At 73.2% G+C, this 16,667-nt stretch carries 15 protein-coding genes; 7 read left to right on the forward strand and 8 right to left on the reverse strand.

Going from position 1 to position 16,667, the window contains the following annotated elements; translation table 11 throughout:
- Positions 1-121 precede the first annotated feature (121 nt).
- Positions 122-1,150, forward strand: a complete 1,029-nt coding sequence (locus tag ABT381_RS12895) for an ATP-binding cassette domain-containing protein (protein ID WP_351592088.1) — start codon at positions 122-124, stop codon at positions 1,148-1,150.
- A complete protein-coding gene (locus ABT381_RS12900) occupies positions 1,147-1,977 on the forward strand; it encodes an ABC transporter permease (RefSeq protein ID WP_351592090.1) in 831 nt (276 codons plus the stop codon). Before ABT381_RS12895 ends, ABT381_RS12900 begins: the two co-directional genes overlap by 4 nt.
- 13 nt (positions 1,978-1,990) lie before the next feature.
- Here the strand turns inward: ABT381_RS12900 and ABT381_RS12905 are convergent, their stop codons facing one another.
- A complete protein-coding gene (locus ABT381_RS12905; protein WP_351592092.1) occupies positions 1,991-5,461 on the reverse strand; it encodes an ATP-binding protein in 3,471 nt (1,156 codons plus the stop codon).
- 284 nt (positions 5,462-5,745) lie between these two features.
- Between ABT381_RS12905 and ABT381_RS12910 the strand changes: the two genes are divergently transcribed.
- Positions 5,746-6,534 (forward strand): site-2 protease family protein, encoded by a 789-nt coding sequence (locus tag ABT381_RS12910; protein ID WP_351592094.1) that lies wholly within the window; start codon positions 5,746-5,748, stop codon positions 6,532-6,534.
- On the opposite strand, the gene ABT381_RS12915 is transcribed toward ABT381_RS12910, so the two are convergent.
- The 7 genes from ABT381_RS12915 to ABT381_RS12945 form a co-directional block, all read right to left on the reverse strand.
- A complete protein-coding gene (locus ABT381_RS12915) occupies positions 6,531-6,770 on the reverse strand; it encodes a hypothetical protein (RefSeq protein WP_351592096.1) in 240 nt (79 codons plus the stop codon). The two genes, ABT381_RS12910 and ABT381_RS12915, sit on opposite strands and share 4 nt — an antisense overlap.
- A gap of 101 nt (positions 6,771-6,871) precedes the next feature.
- On the reverse strand, positions 6,872-7,612 hold the full coding sequence (npdG, locus tag ABT381_RS12920) for an NADPH-dependent F420 reductase (RefSeq protein WP_351592099.1): 741 nt from the start codon (positions 7,610-7,612) through the stop codon (positions 6,872-6,874).
- A gap of 58 nt (positions 7,613-7,670) precedes the next feature.
- Complete coding sequence (locus ABT381_RS12925) at positions 7,671-8,516, reverse strand: carbohydrate ABC transporter permease (protein ID WP_351592102.1); 846 nt, start codon at positions 8,514-8,516, stop codon at positions 7,671-7,673.
- Entirely contained in the window at positions 8,513-9,430 is a 918-nt protein-coding gene (locus ABT381_RS12930; RefSeq protein WP_351592105.1) for a carbohydrate ABC transporter permease, read from the reverse strand. The genes ABT381_RS12925 and ABT381_RS12930 overlap by 4 nt, the downstream gene beginning before the upstream one ends.
- Positions 9,427-10,779, reverse strand: a complete 1,353-nt coding sequence (locus ABT381_RS12935) for an ABC transporter substrate-binding protein (protein WP_351592108.1) — start codon at positions 10,777-10,779, stop codon at positions 9,427-9,429. The genes ABT381_RS12930 and ABT381_RS12935 overlap by 4 nt, the downstream gene beginning before the upstream one ends.
- The gene (locus tag ABT381_RS12940; RefSeq protein ID WP_351592111.1) at positions 10,776-11,879 is read right to left on the reverse strand and encodes a sialidase family protein; all 1,104 of its coding nucleotides are present in this window, start codon (positions 11,877-11,879) and stop codon (positions 10,776-10,778) included. Before ABT381_RS12940 ends, ABT381_RS12935 begins: the two co-directional genes overlap by 4 nt.
- Positions 11,880-12,152: 273 nt before the next feature.
- Positions 12,153-12,842, reverse strand: coding sequence for a FadR/GntR family transcriptional regulator (locus tag ABT381_RS12945; RefSeq protein WP_351592114.1), 690 nt, complete (start codon positions 12,840-12,842; stop codon positions 12,153-12,155).
- A 188-nt stretch (positions 12,843-13,030) separates the two neighbouring features.
- Here ABT381_RS12945 and ABT381_RS12950 point away from each other — a divergent pair, with 188 nt between their 5' ends.
- From ABT381_RS12950 to ABT381_RS12965, 4 genes are all read left to right on the forward strand, one after another.
- A complete protein-coding gene (locus ABT381_RS12950; protein ID WP_351592117.1) occupies positions 13,031-13,990 on the forward strand; it encodes a dihydrodipicolinate synthase family protein in 960 nt (319 codons plus the stop codon).
- The gene (locus ABT381_RS12955; protein WP_351592120.1) at positions 13,987-15,477 is read left to right on the forward strand and encodes a sialate:H+ symport family MFS transporter; all 1,491 of its coding nucleotides are present in this window, start codon (positions 13,987-13,989) and stop codon (positions 15,475-15,477) included. The genes ABT381_RS12950 and ABT381_RS12955 overlap by 4 nt, the downstream gene beginning before the upstream one ends.
- A gap of 119 nt (positions 15,478-15,596) precedes the next feature.
- On the forward strand, positions 15,597-16,247 hold the full coding sequence (locus tag ABT381_RS12960; RefSeq protein ID WP_351592123.1) for a hypothetical protein: 651 nt from the start codon (positions 15,597-15,599) through the stop codon (positions 16,245-16,247).
- A 66-nt stretch (positions 16,248-16,313) separates the two neighbouring features.
- Positions 16,314-16,667: small ribosomal subunit Rsm22 family protein (locus tag ABT381_RS12965; RefSeq protein WP_351592126.1), on the forward strand; the 354-nt coding region annotated here is incomplete at its 3' end.

Raw genomic sequence — 16,667 nt, forward strand, 5'->3', positions numbered from 1 at the left:
GCCTGCCGGCGAGCCGCGTCGGCGATCCGTGTCGGCGGTCTGTCGGTGGCCCATCGGCGCCCGACCTGCGCTGTCGGTGCTCTGTCGGGGCGTTGTCAGTGGTGCCTGTCACTGTGGATCCATGACGCAGAAGACACACTCCGCCGACGGCCGCGCGGCCGTCCAAGTCCGTGGCCTGGTCAAGCACTTCGGCGATGTCAAGGCCGTCGACGGAGTGGACCTGGACGTGCGGGAAGGCACGGTCATGGGCGTGCTCGGGCCGAACGGCGCGGGCAAGACCACGCTCGTGCGCTGCCTGTCCACGCTCCTCGTCCCCGACGCCGGCACGGCGATCGTGGCCGGGTACGACGTCGTGCGCCAGCCGCGCGCGCTGCGCCGCACGATCGGCCTGACGGGGCAGTACGCCTCCGTCGACGAGAAGCTCTCCGGCCGGGAGAACCTCTACATGATCGGGCGGCTGCTCGACCTCTCCCGCAAGGACGCCCGGGCGCGCGCGGACGAGCTGCTGGAGCGGTTCTCGCTCACCGAGGCCGCCAAGCGCCCCGCGGGCAAGTACTCGGGCGGCATGCGCCGCCGCCTCGACCTGGCCGCCTCGATGATCGGCCGCCCCGCGGTGCTGTATCTGGACGAGCCCACGACCGGCCTCGACCCGCGCACGCGCAACGAGGTCTGGGACGAGGTCAACCACATGGTCCGCGAGGGCGCGACGGTGCTGCTGACCACGCAGTACATGGAAGAGGCCGAGCGGCTGGCCGACGAGCTGACCGTCGTCGACCGCGGCCGGGTGATCGCCGAGGGCCGGGTGGACGAGCTGAAGGCCAAGGTCGGCGGGCGCACGCTGCAGATCCGCCCGGCGGTCCGCGGCGAGCTGGACCGCATGGTCGGCGTGATCGCGCAGGCCGGCCTGGACGGCATGGCGGGCGCCACGGCGGACCACGAGGACGGCGTGGTGAACGTCCCGATCGTCAGCGACGAGCAGCTGACCGCGGTGGTCAACGTCCTCGGCGAGCGCGGCTTCGCGCTCGCCGGCATCAACACCCATCTGCCCAGCCTGGACGAGGTCTTCCTGGCCATCACCGGCCAGAAGACGTCCGAGGCCGACACGGCCGCCGAGCCGGCGGCCGCCCAGTACGAGGAGGTCGCGGCATGAGCGCCGCAACGATCACGGCGCCGGCCGCGAAGCCCGGGGCCGCCGAGGGCCGGATCGGCCTGCGGGCCAATTTCCGCCACATCGGCGCGCTGGTCCGGCGCAACGCCCTGCAGATCAAGCAGGACCCGGAGTCGATGTTCGACGTCCTGCTGATGCCCGTCATCTTCATCCTGCTGTTCGTGTACGTCTTCGGCGGCGCCATCGCCGGCAAGGGCAATCAGCAGCAGTACGTCCAGTATCTGGTCCCCGGCATGATGGCCATGATGGGCATGAACATCGCCATGGCGGTCGGCACGGGCGTCAACGAGGACTTCCGCAAGGGCGTGATGGACCGCTTCCGCACGATGCCCATCGCGCGGTCCTCGGTCCTCATAGCCAAGATCGTCGTCGAGATCGGCCGGATGCTGATCGCCACCGCGATCCTGCTGGGCATGGGCTTCCTGCTCGGCCTGCAGATCAAGGGGTCGGCGCTGGAGTTCGTCGGGGCGATCGCGCTGTCGACCGTGTTCGGCGCGGCACTGATGTGGATCTTCGTCCTGCTGGGGCTGACGGTGAAGACGCCGCAGGCCGTACAGGGCATGGCGATGCTGGTGCTGATGCCGCTGCAGTTCGGCTCGTCGATCTTCACGCCGCCCACGTCGATGCCCGGCTGGCTGGAGGCGTTCACGAAGGTCAACCCCCTCTCCAACCTCGCCGACGCGGCCCGCGGCCTGCTGGGCGGCCAGGGCCCGGTGGCCCATCCGACCCTGATCACGCTGGCCTGGGCGATAGGCATCACGGCCGTCACGATGCCGCTGGCGGTCCGGAAGTTCCGGTCGAAGACCTGACGCGAGGGGGATGTCAGATGAGGTCGAGGGCCTCGTCGAGGGGGAGGGCGGCGCCCTCGGCGTGGGCGGACGCGTAGTCCGCCGCGCCGAGGACGGCGCGTACGGCCTCCTCGGCCGCCTCGCGGGAGGTGCGGGTGATGCGCTGCGCGTGCTGCCGGGGCGCGCGCAGGGTGTCGAAGGCGCCCAGCAGCCGGGCCCCGTCCGTGGCGCCGTCCGGGCCGCCGGTCAGGGCCAGCACCCGGGCCGCGACGAGCAGTTGGGACAGCGGCAGGTCGGGGGCGACGGCGTGGGTGAGCGGGGAGCGCATCTTGGCGACGGCCCCGCGCACGGCCGCCAGTACACCGTCGTACCGCCCCTCCTCCACGTCCAGCGCGGCCAGCGCCCCCTCGACCATGCCGAGGAACATCTCCGGCGCCGACCGTTCGTCGAACTCCTCCCGCACGAGCTGGAGATGGTGCCGGGCCTCGCCGATCCGGCCGGCCGTCGTCAGCCAGGTGGCCAGCTGGACGCGGGCGAACGGCACGGCGTCGCGGTTGTGCCGCCCTTCGGCCAGCACCTCGTGCAGCAGCCGCTCGCCCTGTTCGACGTCGCCCGCCTCGATCAGTACACCGCCCAGCCGGGTCTTGAGCAGCGGGAGCTGGCCGTGCGCGCCGAGCTCCGCCGCGTACCGCATCGCGGCGCGGTAGTCGTCGGCGGCCGGGCCGTACGCGCCGTGCCCCTCGTGGGTCTCGCCGCGCCCGGCCAGCGCCTCGGCGACTCCCCAGGCGTCGCCGAGCCTGCGGAAGATCTCCAGCGCCTCGTCGGCGTCGCGGCTCGCCTGATCCAGGCCGCCGGGCCGGTCGTTCTGGATTCTCGCCCGCAGCTGGAGGATGAACGCCAGCTCCCAGTCGTAACCGAACTCCCGGCAGCCGCGCACGGTCTCGTCGACCATGCCGACCAGGTCGACGAAGCAGCCGGTCAGCATGACGGCGTAGAACCACAGCACGCCCGGCACGCGGCAGGTCTGCGGCAGCCCGCCGCGGTAGGCGCTGACGATGCCCCGCAGCTCCTCCTGCTGTTCGAAGCGCTGCAGCGCCTGCATGTCGCTGTCCACGCTGGCCAGCGCGACCAGCCGGACCTCCCGGCGGGCTTCGAGGAACTGCTCGGGCGGCATCGGGGGCGGGGCGTCGATCGGCCGGGCGGACAGCGGCGGGGCCGGGGTGACCGGCGGCAGGAAGGGGTTCGGGCCGAGCGCGGCGGCCGCCGTCGACCAGGTACGGGCGTCGCCGCGGTGGTCGCGCAGCGTCCAGAACCACTGCAGGGACAGCACGAGGCAGAGCGCCTCGTGCTCGTCGCGCGCGGCGACGGCGCGGCGCAGGGCGGTGCGGAGGTTGTCGTGCTCCCGCTCCAGCCGGTCCAGCCAGTGGCGCTGCTCGGGGCCGCGGAGCAGGGGGTCGGCGGCGCGGGCGAGCTCGCGGTAGGCCACGAGGTGGCGGCGCTCGGCGGCGGCCCGCTCCCCCGCCTCGTCCAGCCGCTCCCCGGCGTACTCCCGCACGGTCTCCAGCAGCCGGTACCGCATCTCGCCACCGGCCGACGGCACGGCCACGACGAGCGACTTGTCGACAAGCGACCCGAGCAGCGGGGCGATGTCGCCGGGGGCGACGAGTCCGGCGGACCCGGCGGCCCGGCCCGTGTTCCGGGCGCCGGCCGGCTCCTGGAGGCCGACGCCGATCGGCTCCTGGAGGCCGGCGCCGATCGGCTCCTGGAGGCCGGGCGTGTTCTCCGGGGCGTCCGCGCAGACCGATTCCGCGGCGGTGAGGTCCGTGCCGCCGGAGAAGACGGAGAGGCGGCGGAGGACCGCGCGCTCGGGCGCGTCGAGCAGGTCCCAGGACCAGTCGACGACCGCGCGCAGGGTCTGCTGGCGCGGGAGTACGGTACGGCTGCCGCTGGTCAGCAGCCGGAAGCGGTCGTCCAGGCGGTCCGCGAGCTGACGCGGCGCGAGCGAGCGGAGCCGGGCGGCGGCCAGTTCGACGGCCAGCGGCAGGCCGTCCAGCCGGCGGCAGATCTCGGCGCACGCCTCCGGGTCGTCCTCGATGCGGAAGCCGGGCCGGGCCGCGGCGCCCCGGTCGGCCAGCAGCCGCAGTGCGACGGGGTCGGGCAGCGGCTCCACCGGCCGGACCAGCTCACCCGGTACGGCGAGCGGCTCCCGGCTGGTGGCCAGCACGCTCACGCCCGGGCACTCGGCCAGCAGCCGTTCCGCGAGCCGGGCCGCCGCGTCGACGACGTGCTCGCAGTTGTCCAGTACGAGCAGCATCCGGCGGCCCGCGCAGTGCTCGGCGAGCTGCGCGAGCGGGTCGAAGGCCAGCGGGTCGGCGGCAGCGCGCAGCCCCTCGGCCGCGCTGCCGCGGACCACGGTCTCGCGGGCGCCGAGCGCGGTGAGTACGGCTTCCGGCACCGTGCCGGGGTCCGCGACGGGGCCCAGCTCCGCGAACCACACGCCGTCCGGCCAGGCCCCGGGCGCGCCGGCCGCCGCGGCCTCCGCGCCCTCCTGCGACAGCCGCGTCTTCCCGGCACCGCCGGGCCCGAGCAGCGTCACGAGGCGGTGCGCGGCCAGGTCGGCGCGGAGCGCGCCCAGCTCCGCCTCACGCCCGACGAACGAGGTCAGCCGCGCCCGAAGATTCCCGGCCGGCCGCCACCCGCCGGCGACGCCGCCGGGCTCCACGCGGGCGCCGGAAGCCGTACCGGTACCGGTACCGGCAGCCGCTCCGGACGCCGTCCCGGACGCCGCCTCCAACAGCTCCGCGTGCAAGGCGCGCAGCGGCGGTGACGGGTCCGTGCCGAGGCGGTCGGCGAGGTCGGCGCTGAGGGCCGCGTACGCGTCCAGCGCCTCGGCCGTGCGGTCCGTGGCGCGCAGGGCGCGCAGCCGCAGGAGGTGGAGCGGCTCGTCGAGGGGATGGCGGCGGCACAGCGCGGTGAGCGCGGGCAGCGCCTCCTCCGCGCGGCCGAGCGCGAGATCGGCGGCGAGGCGGGTGCGCCGCGCGTCCAGGCGCAGCCGTTCGGCCCCGGCCGCCTCGGCGACCGCGTCCGGGAGGTCGGCGAGGGCGGGCCCGCGCCACAGCGCGAGCGCGTCGTCCAGCAGCGCGGCGGCCTTCGCCGGGTCGCCGTCCGCCAGCGCCCGCTCGCCCTCGCCCGCCAGCCGCTCGAAGCGGTGCAGGTCGACGTCGTCGGGGTCGGCGGCCAGGTAGTAACCGCCGGTCACGGAGACGACCGCGGCATGGCCGAGGGCCCGCCGCAGCCGTCCGACGAGCGCCTGGAGCGCGCCGCCCGCGTCCCGCGGCTCCGCATCCGGCCCCCAGACCTCCGCGATCAGCGTGTCGGGGGTACGGGGGCGCCCCGGCGTGCGCGCGAGGGCGGCGAGGAGTGCGCGCAGGCGGGCACCGCCGAGGGCGACGTCGGTCCCGTCGTCCTGGCGTGCCTGGGTCGTCCCGAGGATTCCGTAGCGCACCGGCCCATTGTCGTCCACGTCCCGCACGCCCCGCCCGTCCCCCACCACTGTCCCCACTCGTTCCCCCGTCGCCCCCGTCCCGGACATTCTCGTCTTCCCGAGGGGTACGGGCACGCACACGGGTCCAGACTGCCTGGAACCACCGGCATACGCTCCTCGTTTTCCGGTGTACGATCCGCCGCCCGCCCACAGACGACCTCACGCACGACCGCACCCCTCCGCGCACGACCCCTCTCGCACGACCCGCCCCGCACGACCCGCCCACCCCTCAGGAGCACCGCACGATGACCACCGCAGTACGGCGCGCGGACCGGCGCGTCAGTCCCGTCTTCCTCGCGCTCGTCGCCGTCATGGCGGCGTCGGGCTGGTACGTGTGGACGGACCAGCTCGCCGAGAACACCGGCGTCGCCGTGTTCCTGTTCGTGGTCTCGGGGTGGATCGTCTCGCTGTGCCTGCACGAGTACGCACACGCCCGTACGGCGCTGCACAGCGGCGACATCTCGATCGGCGCGAAGGGCTATCTGACGCTCAACCCGCTCAAGTACACGCACGCGCTGCTCAGCATCGTGCTGCCGGTGATCTTCGTGATCCTGGGCGGGATCGGCCTGCCGGGCGGCGCGGTGTTCATCGAGCGCGGCCGGATCAGGGGCCGCTGGCGGCACAGCCTGATCTCGGCGGCGGGCCCGCTGACGAACATCCTGTTCGCGGCCGTGGTCACCGCGCCGTTCTGGCTGGGCGCGATGGACGGCGTGCCGAAGCCGTTCCGGTACGCGCTCGCGTTCCTCGCGCTGCTGCAGGTGACGGCCGCGATCCTGAACTTCGTCCCGGTGCCGGGGCTGGACGGGTACGGCGTGATCGAGCCGTGGCTGTCGCACAAGCTGCGGCGGCAGGTGGAGCCGTTCGCGCCGTTCGGCCTGCTCGCGGTCTTCGGACTGCTCTGGGCGCCGGGCGTGAACCAGGTGTTCTTCGAGGCGGTGGACGCCGTCCTGCGGGTGCTGGGCGTCTCCCAGATCGACAGCTACCTCGGGCAGGAGCTCTTCCGCTTCTGGCGGGGCGAGCCGCAGCTGTTCTAGCGGGGCGAGCCCTCCGGGGCCCCGTCCGCCGCCTGCGCGGCCTCCCGCTCCAGCTTGGCCCGGCGCAGGTAGAACCACGCCATGTTGCTGGAGACGCCGGCCACCAGGACCCAGGCGATGCCGATGAGGTTGCCCGCCACGAAGGAGACGACGGCCGCGACGACCGCCAGGACGCAGACGACGAGGGCGAAGACGGCGAGGCGCCGGGCCGGGCCGGACGGGGGCAGGGCGGGCATGGGAGGGGGCTCCTGTCGGGGTACTGCGTATGCGGTCCCCTCCAGTGTCCCCCATGCCCCGCTCCGCCCGACTCCGGCCCGCCGCTCGCCCCGGCCGGAGCTCACACGTCCGTGGTGCGCAGCCCCGCGTGTGCCTTGTACCGCCGGTTGACCGAGATCAGGTTGGCGACCAGGGACTCGACCTGGTGCGCGTTGCGCAGCCGGCCGGCGAAGACGCCGCGCATGCCGGAGATGCGGCCGGCCAGCGCCTGCACCACATCCGTGTCGGCCCGCTTCTCGCCCAGCACCATCACATCCGTGTCGATCTTCTCGACCGACGGGTCCTGGAGGAGCACCGCCGAGAGGTGGTGGAAGGCGGCCGTGACGCGCGACTCCGGGAGCAGCGCGGCGGCCTGCTCGGCCGCGCTGCCCTCCTCGGGCTTCAGCGCGAACGCGCCCTTCTTGTCGAAACCGAGCGGGTTGACGCAGTCGACGACGAGCTTGCCGGCCAGCTCCTCGCGCAGCGCTTCGAGGGTCTTGGCGTGACCCTCCCACGGGACCGCCACGATCACGACGTCGGAGCGGCGCGCGCACTCCGCGTTGTCCGCACCCTCGACGCCGAGGCCGAGCTCGTCCGCCGCGGCCTGCGCCCGCTCCGCCGCGCGCGAGCCGATGATCACCTTCTGGCCCGCCCTGGCGAACCGGTACGCCAGGCCGCGGCCCTGGTCACCGGTGCCGCCGAGCACGCCGACGACCAGGCCGGCGACATCCGGCAGGTCCCAAGGGTCCCGCTTGAGCGCCTTCTTGGCTTCGGTCGCGACATTCACGGGAGTCGCGGGCTTCGCATCGTCAGGAGTAGTCATGCCAGCGATACTGGCACGCCTGGTGCGGCCCGGGCAGCCGGGCGCGGCGTGCCGGTGATCACGCCTTCACGCTGCCCTCGGTGAGCCCCGTACGCCAGTACCGCTGCAGCACGGTCATCAGGATCATCAGCGGCAGTACGGAGAGGAACGCGCCGCCGACGGTGTACTGGTACAGCTCCGGCTGCCGGTCGGCGTAGCCCGTCCAGGAGGTCAGGCCCAGCTGGATCGGGTACAGGTCGGAGTCGGAGAGCATCACCAGCGGCAGGAAGTAGTTGTTCCAGATGTGCACGAACTGGAACAGGAAGACGGTGACCAGCGCGGGGATCATCAGCCGCAGCCCGAGGCCGGAGAAGATCCGCCACTCCCCCGCGCCGTCGATCCGGGCCGCCTCCAGCAGCGAGTCGGGCACGGCGGCGGCCACGTAGATCCGGCACAGGTAGACGCCGAAGGGGCTGACCACGCTGGGGATCAGCACCGCCCAGTAGGTGTTGGACATCCCGAAGCCGCTGAAGAGGAAGTACAGCGGCAGGGCGAGGGCGGTGCCGGGGATCAGCACGCCCGCCAGGATGACGTTGAAGATCCCTTCCCGCCCCGGGAAGGGGAACTTCGCGAGCGCGTAGCCGGCCGCCGCGGACAGCAGCGTCGCGGCGAGCGCGCCGACGCCCGCGTACAGCAGGGAGTTGGCGAACCAGCGGACGTAGATGCCGTGGTCGTAGGTCAGGACGTCGCCGAGGTACTGGAGCGGCCGCGGGTTCGCGAACCAGAAGCCGAAGCTGCCGAAGAGGTCGCCGCTGCTCTTCGTGGCGGAGACCACGAGCCAGTACACCGGTACGAGGAAGTAGACGGCGGCGACGGTCAGCAGGGAGCAGGTGAGGATGCGGTAGCGGAGCGCCGAGGGGGTCACCGGCCGTCCTCCTTTCCGCGCTGTCCGACCAGCCGCAGGAAGCCGAAGGAGAGGACACACGCGACCAGCGCGAGCAGGACCGCCTCGGCCGCCGCGAGGTGCTGGTTGTTGCCGACGAACGCCTCGCTGTAGGCGTGCAGGTTGGGCGTGTAACCGGAGTCGATGGAGGAGGCGAGCGGCCGCAGCACCATCGGCTCGGCGAACAGCTGGAGCGTGCCGATGATGGAGAAGACGCAGGTCAGGACGAGGGCCGGGCGGATCAGCGGGATCTTGATGTGCAGGGCTACCTGGCGCGCGTTCGCGCCGTCGATGCGCGCGGCCTCGTACAGCTCCTGTGGCACGGCCTTGAGCTGGGAGATCAGGACGAGCATGTTGTACCCGGTGAACTGCCAGGTGACGATGTTGGCGATGGACCACAGGACCGTGCCGCGGGAGAGGAAGTCCACGTCCCAGCCGACCTCCTGGGCCATCTTCACCAGCGGGCTGATCCCGGGGACATAGAGGAAGCCCCACAGGATCGAGGCGATCACGCCGGGCACGCCGTACGGCAGGAAGAACGCGCTGCGGAAGAAGGTCACCCAGCGGGCGCTCGCACTCTCCAGGAGCAGCGCGAGGGCGGTCGCCAGAATGATCATGAGCGGGATCTGTACGGCGCCGAAGAGCAGCACCCGGCCGAAGCCGGCGAGGAAGCGGTCGTCGGAGAGCGCCTGGGCGTAGTTGGCCAGTCCGGCGAAGACCTCGTGTTCGGCGCCGCCGAGGCCGAGCGGCCCGGTGCGCTCGGTCCTGTGCAGGCTCTGCCAGATCGCGTACGCGATGGGCACGATGAAGCAGAGCAGGAAGAGGGCGAGGAAGGGCAGCAGGAAGCCCGCGGCGGCGCGCGCGTTGCGGGCTTCCGTACGGGTCGGCCGTCTCACCCGCCGCTCTCCACCTTCAGGCCCTTGCCCTTGAGGTCGCTCACCGTCTGCGCCTGGACCTTCTTCAGCACCGAGCGGAAGGAGTCGCCGCTGCTCAGCGCCTCGGTGAAGGCGTCGCCCAGGCGCTGGTAGAGGGTGTCGACGCCGGGGCCCCACTGCCAGCTGGTGTCGACGTGGTCGCCGGCCTCCTTGAAGACCGTGCTGTACGCCTGCCCGCCGAAGAAGCCCTTGTGGACGTCGAGGTCGGTGGTCTCGTAGCCGGTCTTCGCGCTGGGGAAGCCGTAGCCGCCGTCGATGAGCAGCCCGATCGCCTCGGGGTCGGTGTTGAGCCAGACGGCGAAGTCGAGGGCGTCCTTGGGATAGGTCGCGCCGGCGAACACGGCAGTCGTGGAGCCGCCCCAGTTGGCCTGCGCGTCCGCGCCCTTGGTCCACTGCGGCAGCGGCACGGCGCGCCACTTGCCCTTGGTGTCCGGCGCGTTGCCGACCAGCAGCGCGTCGCCCCAGCTGGCGCCGAGCCAGGCGGGGATGGCGCCGGTCTGGATGTCCTTGTACCAGGCGTTCTGCCGGTCCGGGATGGTCTTGACCAGCTTCCGCTTGACCAGGCCCTCCCAGTAGTCGGCGACCTTGCGGGTGGGGTCGTCGTCGAGGTGGACGGTCCAGGTGTCGCCGTCGGCGGCGTACCAGCGGGCGCCGGCCTGCCAGGCGTACCCGGCGAAGCGGTTGCCGTTGGTGGGCGCGAAGGTCTCGATCCAGGCGCCCTTCGTGCGGATCTTCTTGGCAGCGACCTCGTACTCGTCCCAGGTGGCGGGCGGCTCGATGTCCCACTTGTCGAAGAGGTCCTGGCGGACGAAGAGGCCCATCGGGCCGGACGCCTGCGGGATGGCGTAGACGCCCTTGCCGAAGACGGACTGCTGCCACTGCCAGCCGACGAACCTGCTCTTGTACCGCTCGCCGCCGACGGTGGTCAGGTCCAGCAGCCCGTTGTCCAGCAGGAAGCTCGGCACGACGGGGAATTCGATCTGGCCGAGGTCGGGCGGGTTGCCCGCCTTGATGGCGGCGTGCATCTTGGCGTACTGGGCGCCGTTGACGGCCGACACCTTCTCGACCTTGACCTGGACCTCGGGATTCTTGCTGTTCCACAGGTCGACGGGCTTGTCGATGCCGGGCACCCAGGACCAGAAGGTGAGGGTGATCTTCTGCCCCTTCTTGCGCTCCTTGGGCGCGGCATTCTTGTCCTCGGCACCGTCACCGCAACCGGCAAGCGCGAAGCCGGCGGCAACGGCCGCGGCACCGCCCAACACGGTTCTGCGGCGCGCACCACTCAGGGGGCTCGTGTCGTACGTCCTCATGCCAGCTCCTCCACGGGGATGCGGCGGAAGGTGATCGTCGAGTAGGCGCTGAAGTCGCCGGTTTCGTAGAGCAGTCCGACGGTGTCGGGGTCGATGCGGACGAGGTCGGAGTAGGCGGCCGGGAGGCCGCTGACGGTGTGGGCGTTCTGCCAGGTCAGGCCGCGGTCGCGGCTGGCGCGCACGGTCATCAGGGCGCGTGCGGCGCGGTCGGCGGGGGCCGAGAAGAGCAGCACGTCCGGGGCGCCGAGGTGCAGCACGCTGCCCTGGACGACCGGCGCGGCGAGCCCGGCCTGGGCCCGGAAGGGCTTCTCCAGGTGGGCGCCGCCGTCGGCGGAGTAGGCGTCGACGCGGGTGCCGGGCGCGTCGGAGTCGTTGCGGGCGTTGAAGTAGAGGCGGCCGCCGGGGAGTTCGGCGGCGGTGGTCTCGTTGGTGTTGATGTAGCCGTTGGGGTTGGAGTCGGTGTAGCCGATCCGCCAGGTCGCGCCGGAGTCGTCGCTGAGCAGCACGTGGCCGCCGTTGTAGCGGCCCTCGGCACCGGTGTCGCCGGGCACGGTGGGCGCGATGGAGTGGTTGGCGGGCACCACCAGCCGGCCGGCATACGGGCCTTCGCGGATCTGGAGGGCGTGGCCGGGGGTGGTGGCGTACCACCGCCAGCCGGCGCGTTTGGCCTGGGCGGTGATCTCGCGCGGGGTGCTCCAGGTCAGCCCGTCGTCGTCGCTGTACTGGAGCCACACGCGGCGGCCGTCGGCGGCGGATACCTCGCCCCGCAGGATGGCGCTCTCGGTGGCGGTGCCCGCGTTGCGTACGTGGACGAGGACCGTGCGGCCGCGGTGCGGGCCGGTGTGCAGGACGACGGGGGCCGGGTTGCCGGCCGTGCCGGTGCCGTTGCCGTCGACGACGGTCAGTGGGCCCCAGGTACGGCCGCCGTCGGTGGAGCGCCGCAGGACGAGGTCGATGTCGCCGGTGTCGGACGACGAGGCGACGCGGCCCTCGGCGAAGGCCAGCAGGGTGCCGGCCCGGGTCACGACCGCGGCCGGGATGCGGTAACTGGCGTAGCCGCCGGTCCCGGCGCGGAAGGGTTGCGAAGTCTCGTACGCCACGGGCAGCCCCTAACGACCAGACGTAGGACGTCCCTTGTCCTGCGGTGACCATAGGGAGCGCCCAACGGGGCGTCAAGGCACCCGACATGGCCCGTGTCGCCCGCCTCGCGCGAATGCCACAGACAGCGGAACTGCGGGTGAACTGCGGCTGTACGCAAGGCGTACGGGCGTGGCGGACCTTCTGGAGCGGGCCGGACACTGGCCCGTTACACGGCTGCCCCGCCAGCCCTCACGGCCGCCCCGCCGTCCGTCACGCGACCTCCCCACCGGCCGCTACGCGACGCCCTTCAGCCGCTCCCGGATGCCGTCGAAGTGCCGGTGCATCGCCTCGACCGCGCGGTCGCCGTCGCCGGTCTCCAGCGCGGTGACGATCTCCGCGTGCTGACGCCACGTCACCTCCGGTTCCTGGCTGCTGTCGTCCAGGTCCTTGCGGACCCGGCGCAGCGCGTCCCAGAAGGCGTCCAGCACCTCGCTGAGCAGGTGGTTGCCGAGCGAGCGGTACAGCGCGAGGTGGAAGGCGCGGTCGGTGCCGCTCTCCACCCGGCCGGCCGCCGCCTCCTTCTCCATCCGGTCGACCAGGCCCCGCAGTACGTCCAGGTCCTCGGCCGGCAGGCTGCGCGCGACCGCCCCGACGAGCCCGGCCTCCAGCGCCTCGCGGACCTCCATCAGCTCGTACAGGCTGGCCTCGCCCTGGTGGTGGCGGACCGCGGCCCGGAAGGCGATGCCCTCCACGAAGGGGTCGAGGGTGAGCGTCCCGACGTACGTGCCGAAGCCGTGCCGGATCTCGACGATGCGCATGGCCTGCAGCGCCTTGAGCGCCTCGCGGACCGAGTTCCGGCTGACGTCGAGCAGCTCGACCAGCTCGGCCTCGGTGGGCAGCGGGTCGCCGGGCACCAGCTTCCGCCGCAGGATGAGCCGCTTGATCTGCGCCTGGACGTCCTCGGACATCGTGCCGCGCGCCATGTGTCTGCCTCTCCGTCTCGCCGGGGTGGATCCGGGTGATCCGGCCGGCGACCTCTTGACCGACCGCTCCGGGCCGGGTCTATTGTGACCCAGACATCGGACATCCCATGTCCCACGTCCGACCACCGCCCGTCACTCGATCGGCGGCAGTCCCGTGACCGGCCCGCACCACACCGCTGGAGTACCGCATGGCTCTGCCCACCCCGCTGCACGGCGTCGTACCGCCGGTCTGCACCCCCCTCGACCCGCACGGCGAGGTCGACACCGGCTCGCTCGGGCGGCTGGTGGAGCACTTGGTCGGCGGCGGGGTGCACGGCCTCTTCGCCCTCGGCTCCACCAGCGAGGTCGCCTACCTCACCGACGCGCAGCGGGCCACCGCGCTGGAGGCCGTCGTCAAGGCGGCGGACGGCCGGGTGCCGGTGCTGGCGGGCGTCATCGACACCACGACCGCCCGGGTGCTCGACCACGCCCGTACGGCGAAGGCACTGGGCGCCGACGCGCTCGTGGCCACCGCGCCCTTCTACACCCGTACGCACCCCAAGGAGATCGCCGGGCACTTCCGCGCGCTCCGGGCCGCCGTGGACCTGCCGCTCTTCGCGTACGACATCCCGGTCTCCGTGCACAGCAAGCTCCCCGGCGCGCTGGTGCGGGAGCTGGCCGAGGACGGCACGCTGGCCGGGCTCAAGGACAGCAGCGGCGACGAGGGCGGGCTGCGCCGCCTCCTCGTGGAGCTGGGCGGCAGGGCCGGCCGCCGCACCGGCCCGGCTCCCGACTTCGCGGTCCTCACCGGCTCCGAGCTGACCGTGGACGCGGCACTGCTCGCCGGGGTCGACGGCGTGGTCCCGGGCATCGGCAACGTCGACCCGGCCGCCTACGTCCGCCTGTACGACGCCTGCCGCGCGGGCGACTGGGCGGCGGCAGCGGCCGAGCAGGAGCGGCTGGTCGCGCTCTTCGGCATCGTCGACGCGGGGCCGGAGGCGGAGATGGGCCGCAGCTCCTCGGCGCTGGGCTCCTTCAAGGCCGCGCTGCACCTGCTCGGCGTCATCGACCACCCGGCCACCGCGGCGCCGCAGCTCCCGCTGGGCGCCGAGTCGGTGGCCGAGGTCGCCCGCCGGCTGACCGCCGCGGGCCTGGAGCCGGTCCGTTGACCGGCGCCGCGCGCCCGGCGCGCAAGGCCGCCCTCCCCTGGTACCGGGAGGTGAGCCCGACCCAGTGGAAGTCGTTCTTCGCCGCCTGGATCGGCTACGTCCTCGACGGCTTCGACTTCGTGCTGATCACGCTCGTGCTGACCGAGATCAGCGCCGAGTTCGACCTGAGCACGGTGCAGGGCGCGAGCCTGATCTCCGGCGCGTTCATCACCCGCTGGCTCGGCGGCGCTGTCCTCGGCGCGCTCGGCGACCGCTTCGGCCGCAAGGCGTCGATGGTGGCGAGCATCCTGCTCTACTCCCTCGGCACCTTCGCCTGCGGCTTCGCGTGGGACTACACCAGCCTCTTCGTGGCCCGGCTGCTGATCGGCATGGGCATGGCCGGCGAGTACAGCGCCAGCGCCACGTACGTGCTGGAGAGCTGGCCGGCCCGGGTCCGCAGCCGGGCGAGCGGCTTCCTGATCTCCGGCTTCTCCATGGGCTCGGTGCTGGCCGCCGAGTGCTACAAGTGGGTCGTGCCCGCGCTCGGCTGGCGCTGGATGTTCTACATCGGGCTGGCCCCGATCGTGATCGCGCTGTGGGTGCGGCGGTCGCTGCCGGAGGCCGAGGAGTGGAGCGCGGCGGTCGCCGAGCGGGAGACGAAGCCGAATCCCTTCCGGCCGCTGTTCGCCACACCGCTGCGCGCGACGGTCAACACCGTGCTGACGGTCGTGGCCACGCTGTCCCTCTTCGGCGTCTTCACGCCGGTGGGCGCGGGCGCGGTACCGCTCCTCTCCGTCCTCTCGGGCGTCACCCTGGCCGCGCTCGCGGTCCAGCTCGGCGGCCGCCGCGGCTGGCTGCTGTACCTCTCGCTGATCGTGACGGTCTTCGTCGCCTTCCTGTACACCTGGCCCATCCAGGCGCTGCTGCCGACGTACCTGAAGACCGAGCTGCACTACTCCCCCGGCCAGGTCACCAACGTGCTGTTCTTCGCCGGGTTCGGCACCATGGCGGGCTGCTGGCTGGCGGGCTTCGTCGGCGACCGGATCGGCACGCAGAAGGCGTACGCGTGCACCCTGCTCGCCTCGCTGGTCTTCGTCTTCCCGGTCTTCGCCGCGGGGAACAGCCTGCTGCTGCTCGGCGTCCTGCTGTTCGTCCTGCAGGCCCTCAGCTTCGGCATCTCCGGGCTGCTGCCGCGGTACATCGGCGGCCACTTCCCCACCGAGAACCGCGCCGCAAGCCTGGGCTTCACGTACAACGTGGGGGCGCTGGGCGGCGCGGTGGCGCCGGTACTGGGCGCGAGCCTGGCCGAGGGCCGGTCGCTGGGCAGCTCGCTGGCGCTGCTCACCTTCGCCGGCACGGTCCTGGTCGTGCTGCTGGTCGGCTTCGACGTGCCGGCCCGGCTGAACCGGCTGCTGGACCCGGAAGCGCCCAGCGACCACCTGGCCGGCGAGGAGTCGGCGGTGGCGGGTGCGGGGCCGGGTACCGCGCGCGTGCAGCAGGAGGCGTAGGGGGTGTCTTACGGATCATGCCGGGCTCGCGACAGCGCACCGAACAGCCATGACTCGTACGAGTGACGGCGTTCGAAGGGCGCTCCGGCGGCGGGCGGGCGGCGGCAGGATGCGGAGCCATGGATGCCGTACGCGTCGCGCTGCTGCGCGAAGTCCTCGCCGGTACCGAATGGGTCCAGGCCACCCGCCGCTTCGCCGGGTCGCTGCGCGCGTCCGTGGCACCGCACGGCGGCGGGCTGCTGCTGGTCGGCAGCGCGGAGTACGAACCGTGGCATCTGGCGGCGCACCTCGACGACGAGGCCGCGTGGTCGGGCCTGCCGGAGCTCTCGCCGACGCTGGTGCGGCACCGCGTCCCACTGGGCGTCCCGGCGCACCTCTCGGTGGGCCTCGGGCGGCTGGAGACGGCGCGGCGGGGCGAGACGCTGCTGGTCGTGGCGCCGGACGCGCCGGGGCCCCGCCTGCTGGAGCGGGTGCACGACGCCCGGCGGAACGGCGCGACGGTGCTGGCGCTGGACGCGGGCGACCGGGATCTTGAGGCGCTGGCGCACGACGCGCTGACGGTGCCGGGACCGGCGGTGCCGGCGGAGCTCGCGGTGGACGGGCCGGCCGGCCCGTCCGCCGCTGATCTGGACCTGGACACCGTGCAGCACCTGGTCAGCGCGGCGGCCGGCGAGAACAGCCTGCCCGCGCCGCGCCGCCACCGGCGCTTCCGCGACCGGCTGTCCCGGCTGGCCGACCAGCTGACGGCGCCTCCGCCGCCGCGCTGGTGACCTGCGAGCCTCCGTCATGTGCTGTGCGCGCCGGGCGTCCGGCCGGGTCCCCGTAGAATTGCTCGAATGCACGAAGAACTGCGCGGGGCCCTGGCCGGGGTCCTCGACGGGCTGCCGCCGAAGCAGGCCACGGCCGCCGTCGAGCGGCTGATCGCCAACTACCGCGGGCGCACGCCGACGGACGCCCCGGTGCTCAGGGACCGCGCCGACGTCGCCGCGTACGCCGCGTACAGGATGCCTGCGACGTTCGAGGCCGTACGGTCCGCGCTGGCCGCGGCCGGCGAGCGGCTGCCCGGCTGGGCGCCGGGCACGCACCTCGACATCGGCGGCGGTACGGGCGCGGGGGGCCGGGGGGGGGGGGGGCGCCCCGGCGGGTGTGGTGGGTGTAAGAAGCCCCGCCGGCGGGGGGGCGCCGACCGA

The organism is Streptomyces sp. NPDC000151 (assembly GCF_040301705.1).
Taxonomy (GTDB): Bacteria; Actinomycetota; Actinomycetes; order Streptomycetales; family Streptomycetaceae; genus Streptomyces.

Excerpts from the sequence above, each read along its gene's own strand:
- ABT381_RS12935 (WP_351592108.1), bottom strand. The coding sequence starts at position 10,779 with ATGAGGACGTACGACACGAGCCCCCTGAGTGGTGCGCGCCGCAGAACC.
- ABT381_RS12900 (WP_351592090.1), top strand. The coding sequence starts at position 1,147 with ATGAGCGCCGCAACGATCACGGCGCCGGCCGCGAAGCCCGGGGCCGCC.
- ABT381_RS12945 (WP_351592114.1), bottom strand. The coding sequence starts at position 12,842 with ATGGCGCGCGGCACGATGTCCGAGGACGTCCAGGCGCAGATCAAGCGG.
- ABT381_RS12895 (WP_351592088.1), top strand. The coding sequence starts at position 122 with ATGACGCAGAAGACACACTCCGCCGACGGCCGCGCGGCCGTCCAAGTC.
- ABT381_RS12915 (WP_351592096.1), bottom strand. The coding sequence starts at position 6,770 with ATGCCCGCCCTGCCCCCGTCCGGCCCGGCCCGGCGCCTCGCCGTCTTC.
- ABT381_RS12960 (WP_351592123.1), top strand. The coding sequence starts at position 15,597 with ATGGATGCCGTACGCGTCGCGCTGCTGCGCGAAGTCCTCGCCGGTACC.
- ABT381_RS12910 (WP_351592094.1), top strand. The coding sequence starts at position 5,746 with ATGACCACCGCAGTACGGCGCGCGGACCGGCGCGTCAGTCCCGTCTTC.
- npdG (WP_351592099.1), bottom strand. The coding sequence starts at position 7,612 with ATGACTACTCCTGACGATGCGAAGCCCGCGACTCCCGTGAATGTCGCG.
- ABT381_RS12950 (WP_351592117.1), top strand. The coding sequence starts at position 13,031 with ATGGCTCTGCCCACCCCGCTGCACGGCGTCGTACCGCCGGTCTGCACC.